This window comes from Sporolactobacillus shoreae (assembly GCF_004684935.1).
GTDB classification, from domain to species: domain Bacteria; phylum Bacillota; class Bacilli; order Bacillales; family Sporolactobacillaceae; genus Sporolactobacillus; species Sporolactobacillus shoreae.
The window spans coordinates 72,798-90,195 of the sequence record NZ_SRJD01000003.1; the positions used below are offsets into that span (position 1 = coordinate 72,798).

Below are 17,398 nucleotides of genomic sequence, written 5' to 3' on the forward strand. Positions count from 1 at the left end.
TCCTGTACCATCGAGTAAAAGTCAATCCAGCAGCTGTTTGACAATCCTAAAGGTCCCTTTTCATCAGTATCAACATAAGCGTTCGTCTCTGAATGATCACCAGAATGATTATATCACGTTAATGATTGAAAAACAGTATTATTTTATCGTTTAACAATAAATATTTATTGCTTTAGAATATGCATTCTCTTCTACAAAAAAATAATCGATCCAAAAACAAATAAGTCCCGGCTGGAAAAAAGCCGAGACTTATTTGTTACATACTTGAATTTTACTTTTTAGCCCTGAGGATTGAATGCCCCTGCAACCTGCTGAGCTGTTTTATTCACACGGTCCATTGGCTGCTTTGCCCATTTCGGCATGACGTTCTGATTATTTCTCATCCAGAAAAAGGCAAGAGTTGCTCCACATCCTGCGATAAATGACCATAAAGCATTACCGTTTCTCATGTTGATTTCACCTCCAATAATTTAGGTACAGCTTTATTTTGGATTGTTTCGCGAGAAAAATGTAATACAAAAACAGGAAAGGGCACATGATAATTGCAAGATCATATCTGGATGTTACTTTCCGTACGCGGTACGGCATTATGTACACTTCAGGGCCTGTAAGGTTCGGTTTTGTCGACCGGGCTTGATGTCGGCAACGGTACTCAAAAAAGGGCACCTCATGAGGGGCCCTAAACAAGGAAGTGCTGAATGGGTTTCGGCGTTGGTATGCCCATTCACTAATAGATAAATGCCGTGCCGACAATAATCAGCAAAATGAACAGAACAACGATCAACGCAAAACTGCTGCCGTGGCCGTAGCCACCGCTATATCCACCATCACAGCCCATAAACGAACACCTCCTTACTTATGGGATACCACATTTTATGAAAGTAAAGAGGGGAGCGAAAGGGATAAATGTATGGGGTGAGAAGTCCATTTTGGATCGCAGGCAGCAGCCGGAAAATCATGAAAGGGGCACCCGGTGCGTGGGTACCCTTGTTAAAGGAGCGATATGAATGACCGGGTTGTGTGCTGATTATGAAACAGAAACCGGGCAGCTGTAATTAATACACAAATGTTGCGCCAACAATGATGAGCAAAATGAACAGAACAACGATTAAGGCAAAACCGCTGCCAAATCCGCCGCAACCATACCCGCCGTATCCACCGTATCCACCGTATCCACCGTATCCACCCGGGTAGCCGGAAACCCCGCCGTAAGGCTGATTATTGAACATATGTCACACCTCCTCGCCACATCATAGTGCATTATATGATCGGATGGACGGATGCGGAATAGTTAGGATGCCTAATGGGCGATACGGTATAGCGATCAAGAATCATAATGGGATCTCTTCACAAGACGGAGGAATTATTTCATAAAATCCTCAGGCGTTCTTAAATTCCAGCCCAATGTTCTGTTGACTTTATTTATAAAGGGCTTAATGACTTCGTCGAGGTAATTCTGCGACATCAAAAGTTTTGGCGCGTTCATGTACCACCCAAAGATCAATTTCTGATAGGGGCCCAATTCTTTGTATGAAGGATCAAGCTGTTTATAGCATTCATCAATCATGAGCTGAATATCCGGCTCTGTGCATACAGAATTTTTAGCATCTGAAATAACTTTTAGAGGATCTTCCAGATAAGCTTTTGCGGTGTCGGGTTTGATTGGCATATCGATTATCTCCTGGATCATATTTACAATTTTATAGTATCATTTATATGGTGTAAGCGTTTCAATTAAAACGTAAAAAAATATACTTTTTTTGGATATGTGACAGAAAGGAAAAAAAAGAACCCAAGCCAGATTTATTCTGACTTGAGTTCAATTTTGCTCTTATTTATTTACAGCTTGCTTGTCGTTTTCCATAGCTCTCATGGATTCAACAACTTTAATCATTATGGCGCATTCAATTCGCTTGCGGAAAATATCACAGCTGAATTCAAAGTTGCCATTTAGTGAACCGGTGGCGTGCAGTGCGTTGGCGGGGCATCCGCCGCTGCAATACAGCTTTGCCCAGCAATCTTGGCATTCCGGCTTGGAATAGCAATTGACCTGTTTAAATTCGTTTTGCAGTTCGGGTTTTGTGATCCCGTCCCAAATATTTCCCATACTGTAGGATTCGTCTCCGACAAACTGATGACAGGGGAAAAGCTCGCCCCATGGCGTAACCGCAAGATATTCAGTTCCTGATCCGCAGCCGGAGATCCTTTTATGGATGCAAGGGCCTTCTGTCAGATCAAGCATGTAGTGGTAAAAAATAAAACCATGGCCCTTCTCTTCACGCTTGAGCATTTCTTTGGCAAGGATCTCATACTGTCTGTAAATCTCGGGTAAGTCCTCCTGCTTCAGCGCATAAGGTTCTTTTGGATCGCAGATGACCGGTTCCATCGAGAGTCGGTCGAAACCCAGGTCAGCCATATGAAAGATGTCATTTGTGAAGTCGACGTTGTTGTGGGTAAAAGTTCCGCGGACATAATATTCTTTGTCGCCGCGTTTTTTGACGAAATCCTGGAATTTCGGAACAATAAAGTCATAGCTGCCCTTGCCATTGACCGTTTTGCGAAGCCGGTCATGGACTTCTTTCCGTCCGTCAAGGCTCAGGACGACATTATGCATTTCCTTGTTCAAAAAATCAATCACTTCGTCTTTGAGCAGCATGCCGTTCGTTGTGAGTGTAAAACGGAATGTCTTGCCGCACTCTTTTTCCTTGCCCCTTGCGTAAGCGACGAGCTGCTTGACCACTTTCCAGTCCATCAGCGGTTCCCCGCCGAAGAAATCGACATCAAGGTTCTTATGGAAACCGCAGTTTTCAAGCAGGAAGTCGATGGCCCTTTTGCCGACCTCATAGCTCATGATCGCACGCGCACCGTGATATTTGCCCTGGCTGGCAAAACAGTATTCACAGGACAGATTGCACGTATGCGCGACATTCAGACAAAGCGCTTTGATATACGTTTTACGTTTTCTCAGATCAAAGGAGAGGTCCTTATATGTATCTTCCGTGAAGAGCTGTCCATTTTTCTTAAGTTGATCAACGTCCCCGATGGTTTCGTATACATCCTGTTCCGGGACATCGGGGTACTTCTCCAGCACCATAGCCGCAATCTGTTCCGGGGCATGATCCTCATAATTCGCGATTATATCGTAGGCGAGATCATCGACCACGTGCACCGCGCCACTGTAAGTGTCGAGTACAATGTTACATCCGTTTAATTTATACTGATGAATCATAACTAACTGTCAGGCTCCTTTGTCAAAAAAATAGCCGCCCATCTGCAAAAGATTCAGGCGGCACATTCCTGTTTCTTTACCGGCTTGCCGGTTCGGCGCACTTCTGATTGGCAACGCCGCATGATGTTTTGCATGCCGACTGGCAGGATGTCTGACATTCGCCGTGTCCGCCATGCTTTGCGGATTCCCTCAGATCCATGGTGTTCAGTGATACGATTCTTTTCATAACGCACAACTCCTTTGGAAAGCATTTTTAGAGAAAAAGATTCTGTTTCGGCGTTAGCCTGGAATAATTGATATTTTCACTGCTGATGTTCCTGATTTCTTATCCGGATAACTGCAGTGGATACTTATGGAAACCATTATACAGAAAGGGGAAGATTTCTTCTGTGATATTTACCATAGAAGAAATGGAAACGAAGATAGATCGCACGGTATTTTCTGAACTGCTGAGTGAACGATGAAAAAAGTGGCGAGCATACAGTCCACCACGTTACTGATCTTTTGATGCAATTTTATCCCCAAAACTTTTATGAAGGATGTCGGAGATCTTGTATTGGATCCTCCTTACGGCGCACATAACATTATTACTAATATTACCCTGCCTTTACAGATTCTCAAAAATCAGAAGATAGAATAAGACATGAAAAACATACTAAGTTAATCAAATTTGTAACTTTAGGAGGTATTTCATGAAACGTTTGATTGTTTCACTTGTTTCGATTCTGTCTTTGTTTTTTCTGAGTGTTGTACCCGGCCAGGCTGAAGAAAATGTGAATTATCAGATCCCTATTCAGGACTTACATCCGACACAGGCTGCACTTGGAAAGGTTCAGCTGGCCGCTAAATTGAGTACGTATATCGATTCAAACAATAACTTGACATCTGCTTATTATTCAGATTTTAATGACGACAATGGATATTTAAATGGCAACTATGTTGATCAAAATGGGCAAACGATTTCCGCTAAAAAGACGTTTTATAAAACAGCTAGTATATATGATGTTGTAGAACAGGTGTCCGGAGTTGGCCCGACCGTTCCGTCCACCCCGGCTGCGGATGTAGTCATCGGTCCCGGCCATATCTATTATTTAGTCGACGGTCATCATGGTGTCAGCGAGTATCTGTTTGTTCATCAAATGACGGGTAAGGGCGATACGTCTGTTAACGTTAAGGTCCTGGCCGATTGGAGCAATCTCAAAACAAATCAATTTTGGAATGAAATGAAAGCTCAGCATTATTATTATCCTAAAGCGTATGACGCGAAGACGCGCTCCTATAAAACAATAGACAGGCGCTCGCTTCCGCAGACAATTGGTGTTTCATATTTTATCAATGATCCGTTTCGGGGATTGAATTATTTCTGGAGAAAATCGGCAATTAATAAAGACGCCATAAGCGCACCATTTGCCGAATTCTACTGGGGTGAATTTTTGACAGCTACCGGCCAGTTTAAAGATTTATCATTCAACTCTGACGCGGATTATATAACAGCTTTCAATCGTGGAAATCAGATACTGAAGAAACTGATCAATGGTGACAGCAAATTGACTGCATTATTTAAAAAGACGATAACTGATTCATATGGATATACTGAGACACAACTTGGCCTGCAGAATACTTTTGATGATTCGGCAATATCCGGTCAGCTTTCAAAGCTGCAGTCGGCACTGGCATATGCGGATAATCAGCCAAAATTAACAGATGATGAGAACACAATTAGTTTCCTTGGCCAGGGATATCATCTCGGGTGGAAACATAACAAACATGCTATCCCAGCAACTCAAAAATGACTGATTCTCTAGTTTGGAGCTCCTTGATGGAGCTCCTTTTTACATTTTTAGGATGATTTAGGAGAAGACCGTATATGTTATATTAAAAAAATCTCCTTTTGATTAAATAGATAAGAAAGAAAGCCCAAAACTGAAAAAAATAAAATGTTTGAACATAGAAAACAGATGATTCGTTCAAAAAAATAAGGACAATCATTGACAGAAGAATCTTGAACCTCTAAAATAATAAAGGTCGTCGTTAGTTGTTAAAAAATATCTTCATTTGTCCCAGTAGCTCAGCTGGATAGAGCAACGGCCTTCTAAGCCGTGGGTCACGGGTTCGAATCCCCTCTGGGACATACTAAAAAAGCCTTGATATGTAAGGCTTTTTTCTTTTGCACTTATTTAAAATAATTATAAATAACTATCGTCTGGGGCAGAATTTATTTTTTATGCGCTTTTTTCTGTGAAAATTTATCAAAATGTTCGACCGCACCCTCATCTGCTCCAAAAAGTGACCGTAAATGTTCATTGTTGTCTGTATATTGGAATGGCCCAACCGGCCGCTGATGATTTTTGACTGAACGTTTCGTTGATCAGGAAGATTTCGGATGTGTGGCGCAAATCATGAAAGCGAATTGGGCGCAATTTATTTTTTTGGTGAACCGACGCCATCACTGAGAAATGCTGTCTGTAGGAGGGATAGACAAAAAAATAGCATTGGCTCCTCCACCGCCAATACTCGTGATGACCACTTGCGTCATCCACTCTAAATAAAAGTATAACGGACACATATTAAAGCGATTTTAAAGCCTAATTAAGAAAGGATGAGATTATGGTTACACACGCTAATCTGGGTATGCAACTGGAACACGAGGGAATCGCGGTCATTCAGAAGATCGCCTACTCCATTTGAGCCAATCCGGGATAAGCGGGGGAACTTCAGCAAACTGATTCCAGCGAAGAAGAGCACGGTGGACTTTATCAGCTGCCTGAACGGACGGGGGCTTGCGTTTGACGCAAAGCGAACACGGTTCCCACTCGCGAATGTGCACGAGCACCAGGTGCGTTATTTGAAACGATACTTGGACTGGCGGAGGTTATGCCTTCGATCGTGCGGTTCGTGAAACTTCAAGAGACGTACATTGTTCTGATTAAGGAATTCGGGAAATGGTATGAAGAGGCTCCTAATGGTGGGCGGAAATCAATCCCTTATGAGTGGTTCCTGGGCAACTGTGAATCAGTTTGGAGCCGGAACGGGATTGTGCTGGATTGTTTGCATCCGTTCCTGACGAAGAGGATTGCCACATGACTCGACGCCGGTGGATCTTGCTGTTTCGGGTGGAGGAGCGGGAGAAGGTCTGGTGGTATGAAACACTTCAGCGGCATGATCTCAATGCCTGGCTGAGGGACAGGTGGGAACCGGTAAAAGATAAGAATTGCTGAGTAAATCAAAAAGGGTACCCGGGTTAGGTACCCTCAAATAAAGGAGATGTATGGGCCTATCGGCGGCTACGGCAATTTTTAGTACAGTAAAGTTGTACCAACGATGATCAAAAGAATGAATAGAACAACGATCAGAACAAATGTATTGCCTTGACCATATCCAGGAGTTGGGCAGGTAGTATTACACATAGTTATTTATCTCCTTTCATCACGTGATACTACATTATATGAACTTGGGAAGCGAGTGAAGGGTACAAGTGAAGGAGTGAAAAAGCCCGTTTTATCAGCAGATGTAGCGCAATTGCCAGCTAAAGTGAAATAGGAAAGGAGAGTTGAAGTTGAGCATGGGACGGAAGACAAAGACGATAATTTTGAACCGCAGAAATATTGAGATAGTCCTGTTTCAAAAAGGGGATAAGGTCAAACGAAATAATCAATACGGTGGCCAAGAAAATGACTATGGAATCGTTGAAAGTACAGAACAGGGCGGATTGTACGTAATTGTAAACTGGCTTGGGCAAGCAAAGCACCGCTGTGGGAAACGCTGGCTTGCTTCATCATTTGACATGGCTGCCGAATAAAACTATCTGACGCTATCAACTGATTCGCAGTACGTCTTTACTGTTTATTATTTTTCTTTTTTATACGATGATCAATAATCTCGCGAATAACAAAGAGAATTAAAAGGAGCACAAATTCTAGAAAATGTAGATTTTGAGGGGCATATAAAAAGATTAAAATCATTGCTACTGAAAATGGTATGGCTAATACAAGATATTGCTTATAACTCATATCATCATCTCCTAATAAAAAATCGGGATCCCTCCCGATTTATAAATTTTTGTCTTCAAGCTTTTTAAATCTTTGCTCAAGCTGTTTGTATTTCTTATCGACTGTTGCTGCGTAAAAGAAAGCAAAACAGCCAAAGACAAAACCTAACATGCTGAATACGGACATAGGTAAGTACCTCACTATCTTTTTATAAAAGAGCTCGGATCCCTCCGAGCCATCCCGATAAGAATATTTTACCATACGGAGGGATTCCGATGCGATTAAAAAATATAGATGTAGATCCAGGCTCAATGCTGTTAAATGTTGATATAATGGGAAATAAGGAACCTTTTGCCATTGTGGTGTGTGACGGAAAGGCTAGAATGAGGAACATGGGGAAACGATTATTGTGACGCACCAGGGCAAGGTGAAAAGGGTGAAGTGGGACGAGGGGGGAGGAGTTTTGAAATGATAGCTTTTTACTTTTTTATATCTTTTTGATACGCTGTTTCAGTGGCGTTCTTTTCGTTGACAAGTTTCCTTTCTCTTTTTTTAGCTGATCAATATCGTATAAAAGAAAATGACCGGTACGCCAATTTTCGTCAACATAGTTATGGACATCTGCATTTCCAAAGCCAAAGCTAGCGCAGAAGATCAAAGATGCAATAACCAATGACATGACAGCAAATATGATTTTCCTTAACATAATTCATCCCTTGATCTAGCTGGTTGAACGTTGTCCTAGTAGTAGTCGTATGCTCTCCAATTAGCAATTAAAGATCCTTTCACATACAGATATAATCGTAATCGTCGTTTTTCCTATCGTAACCACAACTCGGTATTTAACTTTTTTCATGTTCCTTATGGTTCTTATCCCCAATTTGCTAAAAAATAAGGAAACTATTGAACATGTAATGTTTGAGTAATTGACTTTTCACCTACAGTTATATTTACTGGGTAATCACCTGGTGCAGTTCGCGTTCCAACTTTCCATACCCAAGTAATATTTCCACTACTATCAGCTGATTTGGGTATAAGTCCTGCCGCTGTGCTTGGCCCTGAATTATAAATTACTTGAATCGTTCCTTGTGCTCCTGGTTTTGTATTCACGCTGACTGATGTCATTTGGCCTGGAGAAACATTCAGACTGCCACCTGTCACGGCAAGTGATGGAGCAGGCTTCTGTGTAGCAATCTTAGATGAAGATGATTTCGAAACAGTCTTACTCGAAGAATTTTCCGCTTTCTTGGCGGCTGAAGAACTTGATTGCTTTGGCTTTACTGTTGGTTCAGTCTTGGATGGTGCGCTTGAAGTAGAAGAATCACTGCTACCAGGGACTGAGTTTGAATAATTTGCATTAGCAGACTCAGAAGAGTTCGAGGACTCAGAATCTATTGAATCACCTGAGTAACTTGAATCAGCCGAATCTGATGTACCAGCTACTACTGCATCATTTAAGCTGTTCGTTTGATCTGTATTTGTCTGCCCACCTGATGTGACCCCAATAAATATTCCAAAGATAAGAGCAAAAATCACATAGCCAATGAATGCCCTGAAACGCGTCTTCTTTTTTGTCCAAAAAGCAAGATTCGGAATAAAAAGAGATGTAAAGGACAAGATTGCCGATATGAAGAAAAGCATTCCAAAAAATAAATCAAAGTGGCCTGTAAATAGGTTAACTATGCCAATGATCAAAAAGAACAGGACAATTAATCCTAAACATCCAATTACGCAGCCCTTTCTATTGCTTACGGGTGCCTTTCCATTATGGCTTGTCGTTGAACTTCTTTTTTCTGTGTTTTTGACATCGACATAGGACAGCCCAGTTCCTGGGATCCCAACACTTTTTGTACGAGTTCCCTTCGAATTGATCGTATAGTGTGCACCTTTTGTACCAAAAGTCATTCCAACACTTTTCTTATTCACATTGAACTTAATACCGGGAGCAATCTTAAAGCTTTTTCGGAACCTAAATCCCAATTTCTTCATCCCCTATGTACGCCGCGGATGCGGCAAAAACCTAAGAAATTATCTTTTGTATACATGCAAATACAGGTATTTAACCTGTCCACCTAACTTCACATACACTTTCCAGGTTCCTGGGGTAGTGTTTGTCCCAACTTTCCAGCGCCAGGAGACATACCCCTTGCTGTTTGTCTTCTTCGCCCCAAGACCCTGTGCCTTGCTCTTCCCTGTTTTGTAGTACACATTTATGGTTGCCTTTGTATACTTTTTGCCTTGAATCGTAAAGTAAGCATATTGGCCGCGATAAACCGAAAGATGGGCACTTGTTACTTTGATTGAAGCTGTTGTTGCATAAGCGACATTTTGAGGCGCGACGGTAATCCCTTGAGGCGTGAAGGCAATGCCTGACAGGATGCCCAATGACAGTGTAAGAGCGGTAAAGACTTTTAATATTTTTTTCATAATACTTCCCCCATTAATGATTTATATCTAGCCTTTTTGGCGAAATACCAATAGGGGAGAGTGATGGAATTCATGTGGCGGGATTCTTTGCTCTCCGAATATGATGCACGTCTTTGAAGGTGGATTCGTATATATAAAAATTTGAGTTTACAATTTTCTTTTGTTTGCTGTGATGAACACTTCCGATAATCCCGGTAATTAATATTAATATGCTAGGGACCAACATGAAAAGTGGAGAGAAGGAGGCTGCGTGAGTGTGCCAATTGGTTCTGCCTTCTCTCCGGGCTGCCTTTCGGTTACTTAGTAAAATAAAATTGAGCAATCGTACTGCCAAGTGAAATCATTGCGCCAATGAAACAGAGAACGATCGTCCATTTGACGATCTTATCTTCGTTCTGTTTTTTCTTTCTAAAGCTGAAAAGAATGGAAACGACAATGATTGCTGTTCCAATCAATTGAATGACATTGTACACCAAAAGGAAAAGCCCCCTGTTTCTCTTGGGGAAAGGTAGATGAAAGAACTTGAGCTACAGGATCTGCCCTCCCTTTTTTGTTTAATCAACAAGTCATTTGCGCCAATATCTTCTGCACATCAAAAATGTGGTTATCTTTCCTAAACTGTTTTGATATAGTCGGCTCAACTGCACCAGAGATCCAGATTTTCAATTCAGCGTCCAAGTCGAGGGTTCCGGCAGTTTCCACGCTAAAATGAGAGATGCTTTTGTAGGGGATAGAGTGGTAATCAACTTTCTTGCCGGTGATCCCTTGCCTATCCACTAAAATTAAACGTTTATCAGAGAAAACAATAAGGTCACGAATCAGTTTAAAAGCGGCAGTGACTTTTTCACCATCCATTAAGACGTTGCCAATTTCTTTTTGCACTTCACTTGGTTCTACATTTGATGCGTTGCCGATTAATCCATCGAAAAATCCCATGTTAATTCCCCTTATTTGAATTTTAAACTCTGAAAGGGAGAGCGTTGCTGCTCGTGTAGTGGGTCATGAACTCTCCAATATGTACGTCCCGAGGGCAAATCATTTTTTCTATGATCAGCCAAAGGACAATCAACAATATGAACTTGATCCATAGAAGTAAAACAGTGCCTTAATTTAGTGAGCAGTTTGCTCAAAACTAGATCAACTTCCATATCAAACTTTGATTTTATTATACAACGGAAAATAACGAAAACGATTACAAAAAAAGAAAAATTTAAGTGGAAATAGAAGAAAAAGTTAAGAAGTTGAAAAAACTGGAGGGGTTGATCCGATTTATGTCTGAGCGGGCCTGCAGACAGTTAAAGTAGGGGAGGGCATTAAGATAAAATTTTTGCCAGTCTATTATTGATATCATCGAAAAACGGTTTCAATACGAACTCTTTTGCACCATACATCAAGGCATTGATCACTAAGTGTTTGCTTCCTAATGATGAACATATTATTACGTTTGCTTTTGGGTCATAGTCCATAATTTCTCTTAATGCTTGAATGCCCGTCATTACAGGCATTGTTATATCCATGATGACGAGATCCGGATGAAGGGAATTGTAACAATGGATCGCTTCAAGACCATTTGAAGCTTCTCCGACAACAATGAAACGATTAGCGTCTAGTTCATTTTTTATATAATTTCTCATGAAGCGTGAATCATCAACTATTAAAACCGACTGATTCAAACGAATTACCCTCTTTTCGATAAAAAGGGCAAATTTGAAAAGAGCATTAAATTCAGGATGGAATCCTGGCAACCCGGCTGCCGTGACATTAATGATGCTTTAGGCCCGTGGCTTTGCGTCTCATACTTTCGTAAAATTTGCCTTGATAGGTATTTTATCACAGATAGTGAACGGTTTACAGATTAAATCAAACAAGGATGTCATCTTTGGCAGAAAACACAGCATACCAGAGCCATACATAACAACGTTAGGAAAATCATGAATCGCAATTATTTTACAGCAACTTTCCGTGACCAAATGCGATAACAAATAACCAGAACCGCAGCTCCCAGAATGATGATTCCCAGAACAAGTAAAGCGGCGTGGAGGAAGAAGGTTTCCGGCAGAATCGTGATGACGGGATCCGTCGCGGCGTTAAAGATCCAGTAATTATTTCTGAAAAAGATTTTGTGAAAGATAATAAAAGAATCATTAAAATCCAGCGCAAAAGCGATCAACGGGATAACTGTAAAAAGAGCTAAAGCAATGGCCGCGGTTTTTAAGAAATAAAAGTCTCTGTGTTTGATCTTGATCCAAAAACCGGCAATATTGATCAGCACTGTTGCGATGAGCAGGATGTCGATAAAAGTGAAAATTCTTTTGACGTCTTCAAAGTGAATGCGTCCGTGAACGGAATAGGCTAAAGAAGGCAGATGGAACGGCTGTGGCATCGGGTTCAGCAGATACTGGATCATATAGTTGTAATTGTCGACGATCCGGGTGTAGCCCAGGCCGGACTGCTTCATAATGTCCAGAGAGCGCACATCAAAATAATAGAGTGGCGTGAACAGCAGGGTCAGCTCGACAGCCAGACAGATGATAAAAAAAGCCAGAGAGAGCGAGAGCACAAGCTGGAAAAAACGGTAACGTGAAAAGATCAATTGGACACACATCCTAAGCAGTTGTTGTTATGATCGTCAAAGAACCATTCAGGTACAAGTATAAACAGAAGCTCTGCAAAAAGGAAATGAATCGGAGTGGTTCGATCGGATTGCGTGCAAGGAGAAGGCGGACACGTTTATAATAAATTGGAAAAGGTTTTCCTTTCGAACTGCATTTTTATTGATTGGAGCGATGGTTCTTGGATAATTTCACATTTCATAATCCGACGAAACTCATTTTTGGCAAGGGACAGCTGGAGCAATTAAAAAATGAGATTCCGAAATACGGTAGAAGGGTGCTGCTTGTCTATGGCGGCGGCAGCATTAAGCGGACTGGTCTCTATGATCAGGTCAAAGAGATTCTGAGTGGCCTTCACGCTGAGGTTTCTGAACTGTCCGGTGTGGAGCCGAACCCGCGGCTGACGACGGTGAAACGCGGCATTGACATTTGCGCGACGGAAGATATACAGTTTCTGCTCGCTGTCGGGGGCGGCAGCGTGATCGACTGTACGAAGGCGATTGCTGTCGGTGCAAAATTTGAGGGTGACCCGTGGGAATTTGTAACCAGTAAAAAGCAGGTACACGATGCCCTTCCGTTCGGTACGGTGCTGACGCTTGCGGCGACCGGGTCGGAAATGAATTCTAACTCGGTGATCACGAACTGGGATACTCATGAAAAGTATGGCTGGAGCTGCGCGTATTCTTATCCGGCCTTCTCTATTCTCGATCCCGCATTTACATTCTCTGTGCCGAAAAACCAGACGATCTACGGCATGGTTGATATGATGGCTCACGTTTTTGAACATTATTTCCATCAGGCAGAGCACACACCGCTTCAGGACAGACTGTGCGAGTCGATCCTGCAAACTGTAATTGAGACGGCACCAAAGCTTGTAGATGACCTGGAAAACTACGACCTGCGCGAAACCATCCTTTATTGCGGTACAATGGCTTTGAATGGTGTGGTTTCCATGGGATTTGCCGGGGACTGGGCGTCACATAACATCGAGCATGCCGTGTCGGCCGTTTATGATATTCCGCATGGCGGCGGACTCGCGATCCTCTTCCCGAACTGGATGAAGCATAACCTGGATGTGAACGTATCACGGTTCAAACAGCTTGCGGTTCGTGTATTCGGGGTTGATCCGGCGGGCAAATCGGATCGCGACACGGCTCTTGAAGGCATTGAGGCATTGCGCCGCTTCTGGAACAGTATCGGCGCACCCAGCCGCCTCGCAGACTATGATATTGATGACAGCAAAATTGATCTGATCGCTGACCGGGCTATGGCAAGAGGCGAATTCGGTCAGTTTAAACGACTGAACAGGGAAGATACACTGGCTATCCTTCGCGCATCACTTTAATTCAAAACTGAATCCAAAAAAAGGCCGTCCCATTTTACCTGGGATGGCCTTTTTAGATTCGGAGCCAGCGAGTGGGGATGAAAATGTTAGAAAACAGGATACTAACGGTTAGCTGTTCGCAAGAACAAATCTGCATACTAAGGAAGAAAGCCTATGCACGCCATCGTTAAAAATCTTGACTTGTCATCCAAAGGGATTTGGTTTCCGATCACTGTCGCCTGCGTTCTCGTCCTGTTTGTTCTGGTTATGAAAAAAAGGAATCTGTCTTGGAAAGAAGTTTACATCACTTACGGTGTGGTTGGCTTTGCCGCATGGTTTATCGATACGTTAACGGGTGTCTTTCTTGATTTGTATGATGTCGGAAAACCGAGCATCGGATTGGCAGACTTTATTGCTTTTGGCTTTATCCCCTCATCACTGGCGGTCATTTATCTGAACATCAGGACTGACAAGAACAAATGGATGATGATCGCTCTTTTCACGGTGATTTCGCTTCTTATTTATTGGGTCAGCGAGTGGGTAGGTTATTTTAAGGACAAAGGTTGGAACAGCATCTATTCACTGATCGCGTTTGTTGTCGTTTATGCGCTCCTGTTGCCGCTGCACAAAAAAATCATACGTTATCCGGACCGAAAACACAGAAAATGATTTTTTCTTCTATTGAATGCTTGCGTTGACAATATCACGGAATGCGATTTTCCACGAGAGACCAAACGGGTCGTGAATCTGCAGATGGCGGTCAGGACTGCCCTGAAGAGATATGCGGCCTGTCATGGTTTCAATAAAGCCGTCCCTGTAGTAACGGATAGTGACCGGACACGCTTCAGCCACAGCCTCGCTGATGATTCGGCCGATTTCTTCCCATTCCTGTTCGTCCAGCACCGGCCGTTCAACTTTTTCATCATCTCTAAAGTGGTCCCGCAGCGTTTGCACATGTTCCGGTAGCATCATCCGGCTGGATTCCCAGCGCATGTTCGAACCCTTTGTCAATTTGTTGCCTTTCATTTATAATGTCCTCCGATCTTTGCCGCGCGCACTCTGAGCTGACTGGATGGCATGAGTGACGGGCCGCGAAAAATGGCCGTTTTTCCATACTTCCGATAAATGGCGTCAACGGCGTCACTCAATTTTTCTTTTTCCTCAAGCCGTCCGAACAGATCGAGCTGGCAGTTGTCCCGGGTCTGCAGTGCTGACAGGGTTATTGCGGCGCTGCGCACGGGAAGCCGGTCCCAGTTTTCCATAAACAGGCGGTCGGCTGCCCGGTAGATATCCAGACCAAAGCTGGTGGCAAAAGGCAGCGTGGTTTGCCGGTAAAATCCTGTGTGACGATCGAAGCTCCCGGATATGCCGACAGATACGACATGACCCATGTATTTTTTTACCCGCGCCCGGTAGGCGACTTCTTCGCTGAGCTCAAGCAAAATCACGCGGATGTCTGTGATTTCTGAATAATCATAAGGCAGCGTCATGTGATGGCCGATCGCCTTCTGTGCCCTGAATGTTCCCGCGGAAACCGGAGAGGTGTCCATGCCGTGTGCAGTCATCCACAGCAGCTCACCGTTCACACCCCATCTTTTACGCAGCAGGCCGAGCGGATAGTGGACCAGATGATCGATTTTCCGAATGCCCATGCCGATTAGATTCCGTTCCATCCGGTGCCCCACACCAAACAATTCGCCGACAGGGAGAGGCCACAGGTATTGCTTGATATTCCTGCGGGTTAATTCAAAAATGCCTTCATTATTTGTTTTTCCGAAATGATCGCAGGCCATTTTTGCGAGTACTTTATTCGGGCCAATACCAATCCGGGCGTAAATGCGGACTTGGTCCAGCAGCGTGTCCTGAATGCAGCGAGCGAGTTCATACGGCGACGAAAAAAAGTGCAGGCTTCCGGTCACATCAATGAACTGTTCGTCAACGGAATAAGGCTCAACCAGATCCGTAAACCGTTCCAGAATACGCGTGATCCGGACAGACATATCAATGTAGTGCTGCATTCTTGGCCTGCGGATAACAGCTTCCGGACACTTGATCAGTGCCTGACCAAGCGGCTCCGCGGTGATCACGCCGCGGTCTTTGGCCAATGGACAGGCCGCCAGCACGATACCGCTCCGCTGTTCGGGATCACCGGCGACAATCACCGGTTTATTTCTGAGCTCCGGATGATCCGCTTTTTCACAGGAAGCATAAAAGGTCTGCATATCGACGAGAAAAACCACGCGATCCACTTTACATCCCCCTTTTTCAATTTGGCTATGTTAAAACTCAATGTTGATTTTGCTATTTTGTTAATGGAGCGGAAGGGTGAAACTCCAGCGGGAACAGCGAGCCTAAAACTTAGTTTTATTATACACGAATATGTGTTCCTGTATACAGGAAAGTAAAAACATACGTTCCCTTTTTCGCGCTTCTTTTAATCGTATATTTCTTTTCTGATCGGCAGCAAGTCGGCTATAATAAAGAAAAAATACATAGTGTCTGTTTGTGAAAATCACTGAGACACATAGGGGATGATGGATCAGATGGAAAATTTCGAGGAAGAACTGAAAAAATTTGCTCGGCTTGCGGTGAGGACGGGTGTCAATCTGCAGAAAGGACAGGGGCTTGTCATATCAGCACCGATTGAGACGAGCGATTTTGTGCATTTGATTGCGGAAGAGGCGTACAGGGCGGGTGCCAGAGATGTCGAAATCCATTGGCAGGACGATGCGATTTCTCTTCTCAGGTTTCAGCATGCGCCGCTTGAAGCGCTGGAACATGTGCCGGCATGGAAATTTTATGCAAGAAATCAGTCCGTGAAGGACAATTATGCTGTTCTGAGTATCTACGGGCCGAATCCCGATCTTCTGGAGGAAGTGGACGGCGCCCGCGTGGCGGCCTATATGAAATCCGCCGGCAAGCAATCCGCCCCGTTCCGCGAACAGCTGATGAACGACCGGATCCAGTGGTCCATTGTCGCTTATCCGACAGCCGCCTGGTCGAAAAAGGTATTTCCAGATAAACCGGTTGCGGAAGCTCAGGAGCTGCTCATGAAAGAGGTCCTGAGGATCAGTCGTGTAACAAAGGACGAAGATCCGGTGGCTGTGTGGGCAAGCCACAATAAGCGGCTGCATACAGCCAGGGATTTTTTAAATGCGCAGAAATTCCGTCAGCTGATTTATCGCGCGGAGGGTACTGATCTGACAATTGATCTGCCTGAAGGGCACATTTGGTGCGGAGGTTCCGGCCCTTCTGAGTCAGGTACAGACTTTAATGCGAACATTCCGACTGAGGAAGTGTTCACGATGCCGGATAAAAAAGGTGTGAACGGGACCATCTCCAGCACGATGCCGCTGAACAGCAACGGTCAGATTATCGATCATTTTTCATTGACATTTAAGGATGGAGAGGTCGTGGATTTCAAAGCAGAAAAAGGGGAAGAGGCGCTGAAGCATCTTCTGGAAAGCGACGATGGTTCCCGCAGACTCGGTGAGGTCGCGCTTGTGCCGCATCATTCACCGGTTTCAGAATCCGGTCTGGTCTTTTACAATACGTTGTTTGACGAGAATGCTTCCTGCCATCTGGCACTTGGCAAAGCTTATCCGACCTGTATCGAGGGCGGGGACGGCATGGATAAGAAACAGCTTGATCAGGCGGGCGTCAATGACAGCATAGTACACGAAGATTTCATGGTCGGATCAGCCGGGCTGGACATTGATGGAGTGAAGGCGGATGGAACGCGGGTACCTGTATTTCGCCTGGGCGCCTGGGCTTTTGATTTCAAGTAACAGCACAATACGTCCCAACTGTACCCCAC

At 43.8% G+C, this 17,398-nt stretch carries 26 protein-coding genes, 1 tRNA gene and 1 riboswitch; of the genes, 10 read left to right on the forward strand and 17 right to left on the reverse strand.

The window, feature by feature from the left end:
- Window positions 1–278 precede the first annotated feature (278 nt).
- The 6 genes from E4665_RS18060 to scfA all read right to left on the reverse strand — a co-directional run bounded on the left by E4665_RS18060 (window position 279) and on the right by scfA (window position 3,455).
- Window positions 279–449 carry a hypothetical protein gene (locus E4665_RS18060; protein WP_167815104.1) on the reverse strand — a complete coding sequence of 57 codons (171 nt, stop codon included), beginning with the start codon at window positions 447–449 and terminating at the stop codon, window positions 279–281.
- Window positions 450–727: 278 nt separating this feature from the next.
- Window positions 728–838: a YjcZ family sporulation protein gene (locus E4665_RS03730; RefSeq protein ID WP_135347469.1), complete on the reverse strand. Its 111-nt coding sequence runs from the start codon at window positions 836–838 to the stop codon at window positions 728–730.
- A gap of 217 nt (window positions 839–1,055) precedes the next feature.
- The gene (locus E4665_RS03735) at window positions 1,056–1,229 is read right to left on the reverse strand and encodes a YjcZ family sporulation protein (protein WP_135347470.1); all 174 of its coding nucleotides are present in this window, start codon (window positions 1,227–1,229) and stop codon (window positions 1,056–1,058) included.
- A 134-nt stretch (window positions 1,230–1,363) separates the two neighbouring features.
- Window positions 1,364–1,669, reverse strand: coding sequence for a hypothetical protein (locus tag E4665_RS03740; protein ID WP_135347471.1), 306 nt, complete (start codon window positions 1,667–1,669; stop codon window positions 1,364–1,366).
- Window positions 1,670–1,831: 162 nt separating this feature from the next.
- Window positions 1,832–3,229, reverse strand: coding sequence for a thioether cross-link-forming SCIFF peptide maturase (gene scfB, locus E4665_RS03745; protein WP_135347472.1), 1,398 nt, complete (start codon window positions 3,227–3,229; stop codon window positions 1,832–1,834).
- A gap of 76 nt (window positions 3,230–3,305) precedes the next feature.
- The gene (gene scfA / locus E4665_RS03750; protein ID WP_135347473.1) at window positions 3,306–3,455 is read right to left on the reverse strand and encodes a six-cysteine ranthipeptide SCIFF; all 150 of its coding nucleotides are present in this window, start codon (window positions 3,453–3,455) and stop codon (window positions 3,306–3,308) included.
- A 466-nt stretch (window positions 3,456–3,921) separates the two neighbouring features.
- On the opposite strand from scfA, the gene E4665_RS03755 reads away from it, so the two are divergent.
- The 5 genes from E4665_RS03755 to E4665_RS18070 all read left to right on the forward strand — a co-directional run bounded on the left by E4665_RS03755 (window position 3,922) and on the right by E4665_RS18070 (window position 6,447).
- Window positions 3,922–5,022 (forward strand): ParB/Srx family N-terminal domain-containing protein, encoded by a 1,101-nt coding sequence (locus tag E4665_RS03755; protein WP_135347474.1) that lies wholly within the window; start codon window positions 3,922–3,924, stop codon window positions 5,020–5,022.
- Between the two features lie 264 nt (window positions 5,023–5,286).
- Window positions 5,287–5,360: transfer RNA gene (locus E4665_RS03760), tRNA-Arg, on the forward strand.
- A 468-nt stretch (window positions 5,361–5,828) separates the two neighbouring features.
- Window positions 5,829–6,128: a Holliday junction resolvase RecU gene (locus E4665_RS18785; protein WP_135347475.1), complete on the forward strand. Its 300-nt coding sequence runs from the start codon at window positions 5,829–5,831 to the stop codon at window positions 6,126–6,128.
- Complete coding sequence (locus tag E4665_RS18660; protein ID WP_167815098.1) at window positions 6,104–6,313, forward strand: Holliday junction resolvase RecU; 210 nt, start codon at window positions 6,104–6,106, stop codon at window positions 6,311–6,313. The genes E4665_RS18785 and E4665_RS18660 overlap by 25 nt, the downstream gene beginning before the upstream one ends.
- Window positions 6,310–6,447 (forward strand): hypothetical protein, encoded by a 138-nt coding sequence (locus tag E4665_RS18070; RefSeq protein ID WP_167815105.1) that lies wholly within the window; start codon window positions 6,310–6,312, stop codon window positions 6,445–6,447. Before E4665_RS18660 ends, E4665_RS18070 begins: the two co-directional genes overlap by 4 nt.
- A 78-nt stretch (window positions 6,448–6,525) precedes the next feature.
- On the opposite strand, the gene E4665_RS03770 is transcribed toward E4665_RS18070, so the two are convergent.
- The gene (locus tag E4665_RS03770; RefSeq protein WP_135347476.1) at window positions 6,526–6,636 is read right to left on the reverse strand and encodes a YjcZ family sporulation protein; all 111 of its coding nucleotides are present in this window, start codon (window positions 6,634–6,636) and stop codon (window positions 6,526–6,528) included.
- 149 nt (window positions 6,637–6,785) lie between these two features.
- Here E4665_RS03770 and E4665_RS03775 point away from each other — a divergent pair, with 149 nt between their 5' ends.
- Window positions 6,786–7,028, forward strand: a complete 243-nt coding sequence (locus E4665_RS03775; protein ID WP_135347477.1) for a hypothetical protein — start codon at window positions 6,786–6,788, stop codon at window positions 7,026–7,028.
- A gap of 250 nt (window positions 7,029–7,278) precedes the next feature.
- Here E4665_RS03775 and E4665_RS18665 read toward each other — a convergent pair whose 3' ends face one another.
- Window positions 7,279–7,404, reverse strand: a complete 126-nt coding sequence (locus E4665_RS18665; RefSeq protein ID WP_277752206.1) for a hypothetical protein — start codon at window positions 7,402–7,404, stop codon at window positions 7,279–7,281.
- Between the two features lie 223 nt (window positions 7,405–7,627).
- Here E4665_RS18665 and E4665_RS18730 point away from each other — a divergent pair, with 223 nt between their 5' ends.
- Complete coding sequence (locus E4665_RS18730) at window positions 7,628–7,690, forward strand: hypothetical protein (RefSeq protein ID WP_338325996.1); 63 nt, start codon at window positions 7,628–7,630, stop codon at window positions 7,688–7,690.
- 15 nt (window positions 7,691–7,705) lie between these two features.
- Here E4665_RS18730 and E4665_RS03785 read toward each other — a convergent pair whose 3' ends face one another.
- The 7 genes from E4665_RS03785 to E4665_RS03815 form a co-directional block, all read right to left on the reverse strand.
- Window positions 7,706–7,924, reverse strand: a complete 219-nt coding sequence (locus E4665_RS03785) for a hypothetical protein (RefSeq protein ID WP_135347478.1) — start codon at window positions 7,922–7,924, stop codon at window positions 7,706–7,708.
- Window positions 7,925–8,118: 194 nt separating this feature from the next.
- Window positions 8,119–9,198 (reverse strand): DUF4236 domain-containing protein, encoded by a 1,080-nt coding sequence (locus E4665_RS03790; protein ID WP_174845444.1) that lies wholly within the window; start codon window positions 9,196–9,198, stop codon window positions 8,119–8,121.
- Window positions 9,199–9,246: 48 nt separating this feature from the next.
- Window positions 9,247–9,645: a YajG family lipoprotein gene (locus tag E4665_RS03795; protein ID WP_135347480.1), complete on the reverse strand. Its 399-nt coding sequence runs from the start codon at window positions 9,643–9,645 to the stop codon at window positions 9,247–9,249.
- A 296-nt stretch (window positions 9,646–9,941) separates the two neighbouring features.
- Complete coding sequence (locus E4665_RS03800; RefSeq protein WP_135347481.1) at window positions 9,942–10,121, reverse strand: hypothetical protein; 180 nt, start codon at window positions 10,119–10,121, stop codon at window positions 9,942–9,944.
- Window positions 10,122–10,203: 82 nt separating this feature from the next.
- Window positions 10,204–10,581, reverse strand: coding sequence for a PH domain-containing protein (locus tag E4665_RS03805; RefSeq protein ID WP_135347482.1), 378 nt, complete (start codon window positions 10,579–10,581; stop codon window positions 10,204–10,206).
- Window positions 10,582–10,958: 377 nt separating this feature from the next.
- The gene (locus E4665_RS03810) at window positions 10,959–11,318 is read right to left on the reverse strand and encodes a response regulator (protein WP_135347483.1); all 360 of its coding nucleotides are present in this window, start codon (window positions 11,316–11,318) and stop codon (window positions 10,959–10,961) included.
- Window positions 11,319–11,382: 64 nt separating this feature from the next.
- Window positions 11,383–11,470: riboswitch (cyclic di-GMP riboswitch) on the reverse strand.
- 117 nt (window positions 11,471–11,587) lie between these two features.
- Window positions 11,588–12,238, reverse strand: coding sequence for a TIGR01906 family membrane protein (locus E4665_RS03815; protein ID WP_135347484.1), 651 nt, complete (start codon window positions 12,236–12,238; stop codon window positions 11,588–11,590).
- A 200-nt stretch (window positions 12,239–12,438) separates the two neighbouring features.
- On the opposite strand from E4665_RS03815, the gene E4665_RS03820 reads away from it, so the two are divergent.
- Together E4665_RS03820 and E4665_RS03825 are read left to right on the forward strand one after the other, a co-directional pair.
- Window positions 12,439–13,602 carry an iron-containing alcohol dehydrogenase gene (locus tag E4665_RS03820; RefSeq protein WP_135347485.1) on the forward strand — a complete coding sequence of 388 codons (1,164 nt, stop codon included), beginning with the start codon at window positions 12,439–12,441 and terminating at the stop codon, window positions 13,600–13,602.
- Between the two features lie 153 nt (window positions 13,603–13,755).
- A complete protein-coding gene (locus tag E4665_RS03825) occupies window positions 13,756–14,250 on the forward strand; it encodes a hypothetical protein (RefSeq protein WP_135347486.1) in 495 nt (164 codons plus the stop codon).
- Window positions 14,251–14,259: 9 nt separating this feature from the next.
- On the opposite strand, the gene E4665_RS03830 is transcribed toward E4665_RS03825, so the two are convergent.
- Together E4665_RS03830 and E4665_RS03835 are read right to left on the reverse strand one after the other, a co-directional pair.
- The gene (locus E4665_RS03830) at window positions 14,260–14,607 is read right to left on the reverse strand and encodes a YolD-like family protein (protein ID WP_135347487.1); all 348 of its coding nucleotides are present in this window, start codon (window positions 14,605–14,607) and stop codon (window positions 14,260–14,262) included.
- Window positions 14,604–15,803: a DNA polymerase IV gene (locus tag E4665_RS03835; RefSeq protein WP_241654672.1), complete on the reverse strand. Its 1,200-nt coding sequence runs from the start codon at window positions 15,801–15,803 to the stop codon at window positions 14,604–14,606. Before E4665_RS03835 ends, E4665_RS03830 begins: the two co-directional genes overlap by 4 nt.
- Window positions 15,804–16,124: 321 nt before the next feature.
- Here E4665_RS03835 and E4665_RS03840 point away from each other — a divergent pair, with 321 nt between their 5' ends.
- Window positions 16,125–17,369, forward strand: a complete 1,245-nt coding sequence (locus E4665_RS03840) for an aminopeptidase (protein ID WP_135347489.1) — start codon at window positions 16,125–16,127, stop codon at window positions 17,367–17,369.
- Window positions 17,370–17,398: the final 29 nt, after the last annotated feature.

Bases quoted from the DNA above. Each gene is read 5' to 3' on its own strand.
- E4665_RS18060 (WP_167815104.1), bottom strand. From the start codon at position 449: ATGAGAAACGGTAATGCTTTATGGTCATTTATCGCAGGATGTGGAGCA.
- E4665_RS03730 (WP_135347469.1), bottom strand. From the start codon at position 838: ATGGGCTGTGATGGTGGATATAGCGGTGGCTACGGCCACGGCAGCAGT.
- E4665_RS03735 (WP_135347470.1), bottom strand. From the start codon at position 1,229: ATGTTCAATAATCAGCCTTACGGCGGGGTTTCCGGCTACCCGGGTGGA.
- E4665_RS03740 (WP_135347471.1), bottom strand. From the start codon at position 1,669: ATGCCAATCAAACCCGACACCGCAAAAGCTTATCTGGAAGATCCTCTA.
- scfB (WP_135347472.1), bottom strand. From the start codon at position 3,229: ATGATTCATCAGTATAAATTAAACGGATGTAACATTGTACTCGACACT.
- scfA (WP_135347473.1), bottom strand. From the start codon at position 3,455: ATGAAAAGAATCGTATCACTGAACACCATGGATCTGAGGGAATCCGCA.
- E4665_RS03755 (WP_135347474.1), top strand. From the start codon at position 3,922: ATGAAACGTTTGATTGTTTCACTTGTTTCGATTCTGTCTTTGTTTTTT.
- E4665_RS18785 (WP_135347475.1), top strand. From the start codon at position 5,829: ATGAGATTATGGTTACACACGCTAATCTGGGTATGCAACTGGAACACG.
- E4665_RS18660 (WP_167815098.1), top strand. From the start codon at position 6,104: ATGCCTTCGATCGTGCGGTTCGTGAAACTTCAAGAGACGTACATTGTT.
- E4665_RS18070 (WP_167815105.1), top strand. From the start codon at position 6,310: ATGACTCGACGCCGGTGGATCTTGCTGTTTCGGGTGGAGGAGCGGGAG.
- E4665_RS03770 (WP_135347476.1), bottom strand. From the start codon at position 6,636: ATGTGTAATACTACCTGCCCAACTCCTGGATATGGTCAAGGCAATACA.
- E4665_RS18665 (WP_277752206.1), bottom strand. From the start codon at position 7,404: ATGTCCGTATTCAGCATGTTAGGTTTTGTCTTTGGCTGTTTTGCTTTC.
- E4665_RS03785 (WP_135347478.1), bottom strand. From the start codon at position 7,924: ATGTTAAGGAAAATCATATTTGCTGTCATGTCATTGGTTATTGCATCT.
- E4665_RS03795 (WP_135347480.1), bottom strand. From the start codon at position 9,645: ATGAAAAAAATATTAAAAGTCTTTACCGCTCTTACACTGTCATTGGGC.
- E4665_RS03805 (WP_135347482.1), bottom strand. From the start codon at position 10,581: ATGGGATTTTTCGATGGATTAATCGGCAACGCATCAAATGTAGAACCA.
- E4665_RS03825 (WP_135347486.1), top strand. From the start codon at position 13,756: ATGCACGCCATCGTTAAAAATCTTGACTTGTCATCCAAAGGGATTTGG.
- E4665_RS03830 (WP_135347487.1), bottom strand. From the start codon at position 14,607: ATGAAAGGCAACAAATTGACAAAGGGTTCGAACATGCGCTGGGAATCC.
- E4665_RS03835 (WP_241654672.1), bottom strand. From the start codon at position 15,803: ATGCAGACCTTTTATGCTTCCTGTGAAAAAGCGGATCATCCGGAGCTC.
- E4665_RS03840 (WP_135347489.1), top strand. From the start codon at position 16,125: ATGGAAAATTTCGAGGAAGAACTGAAAAAATTTGCTCGGCTTGCGGTG.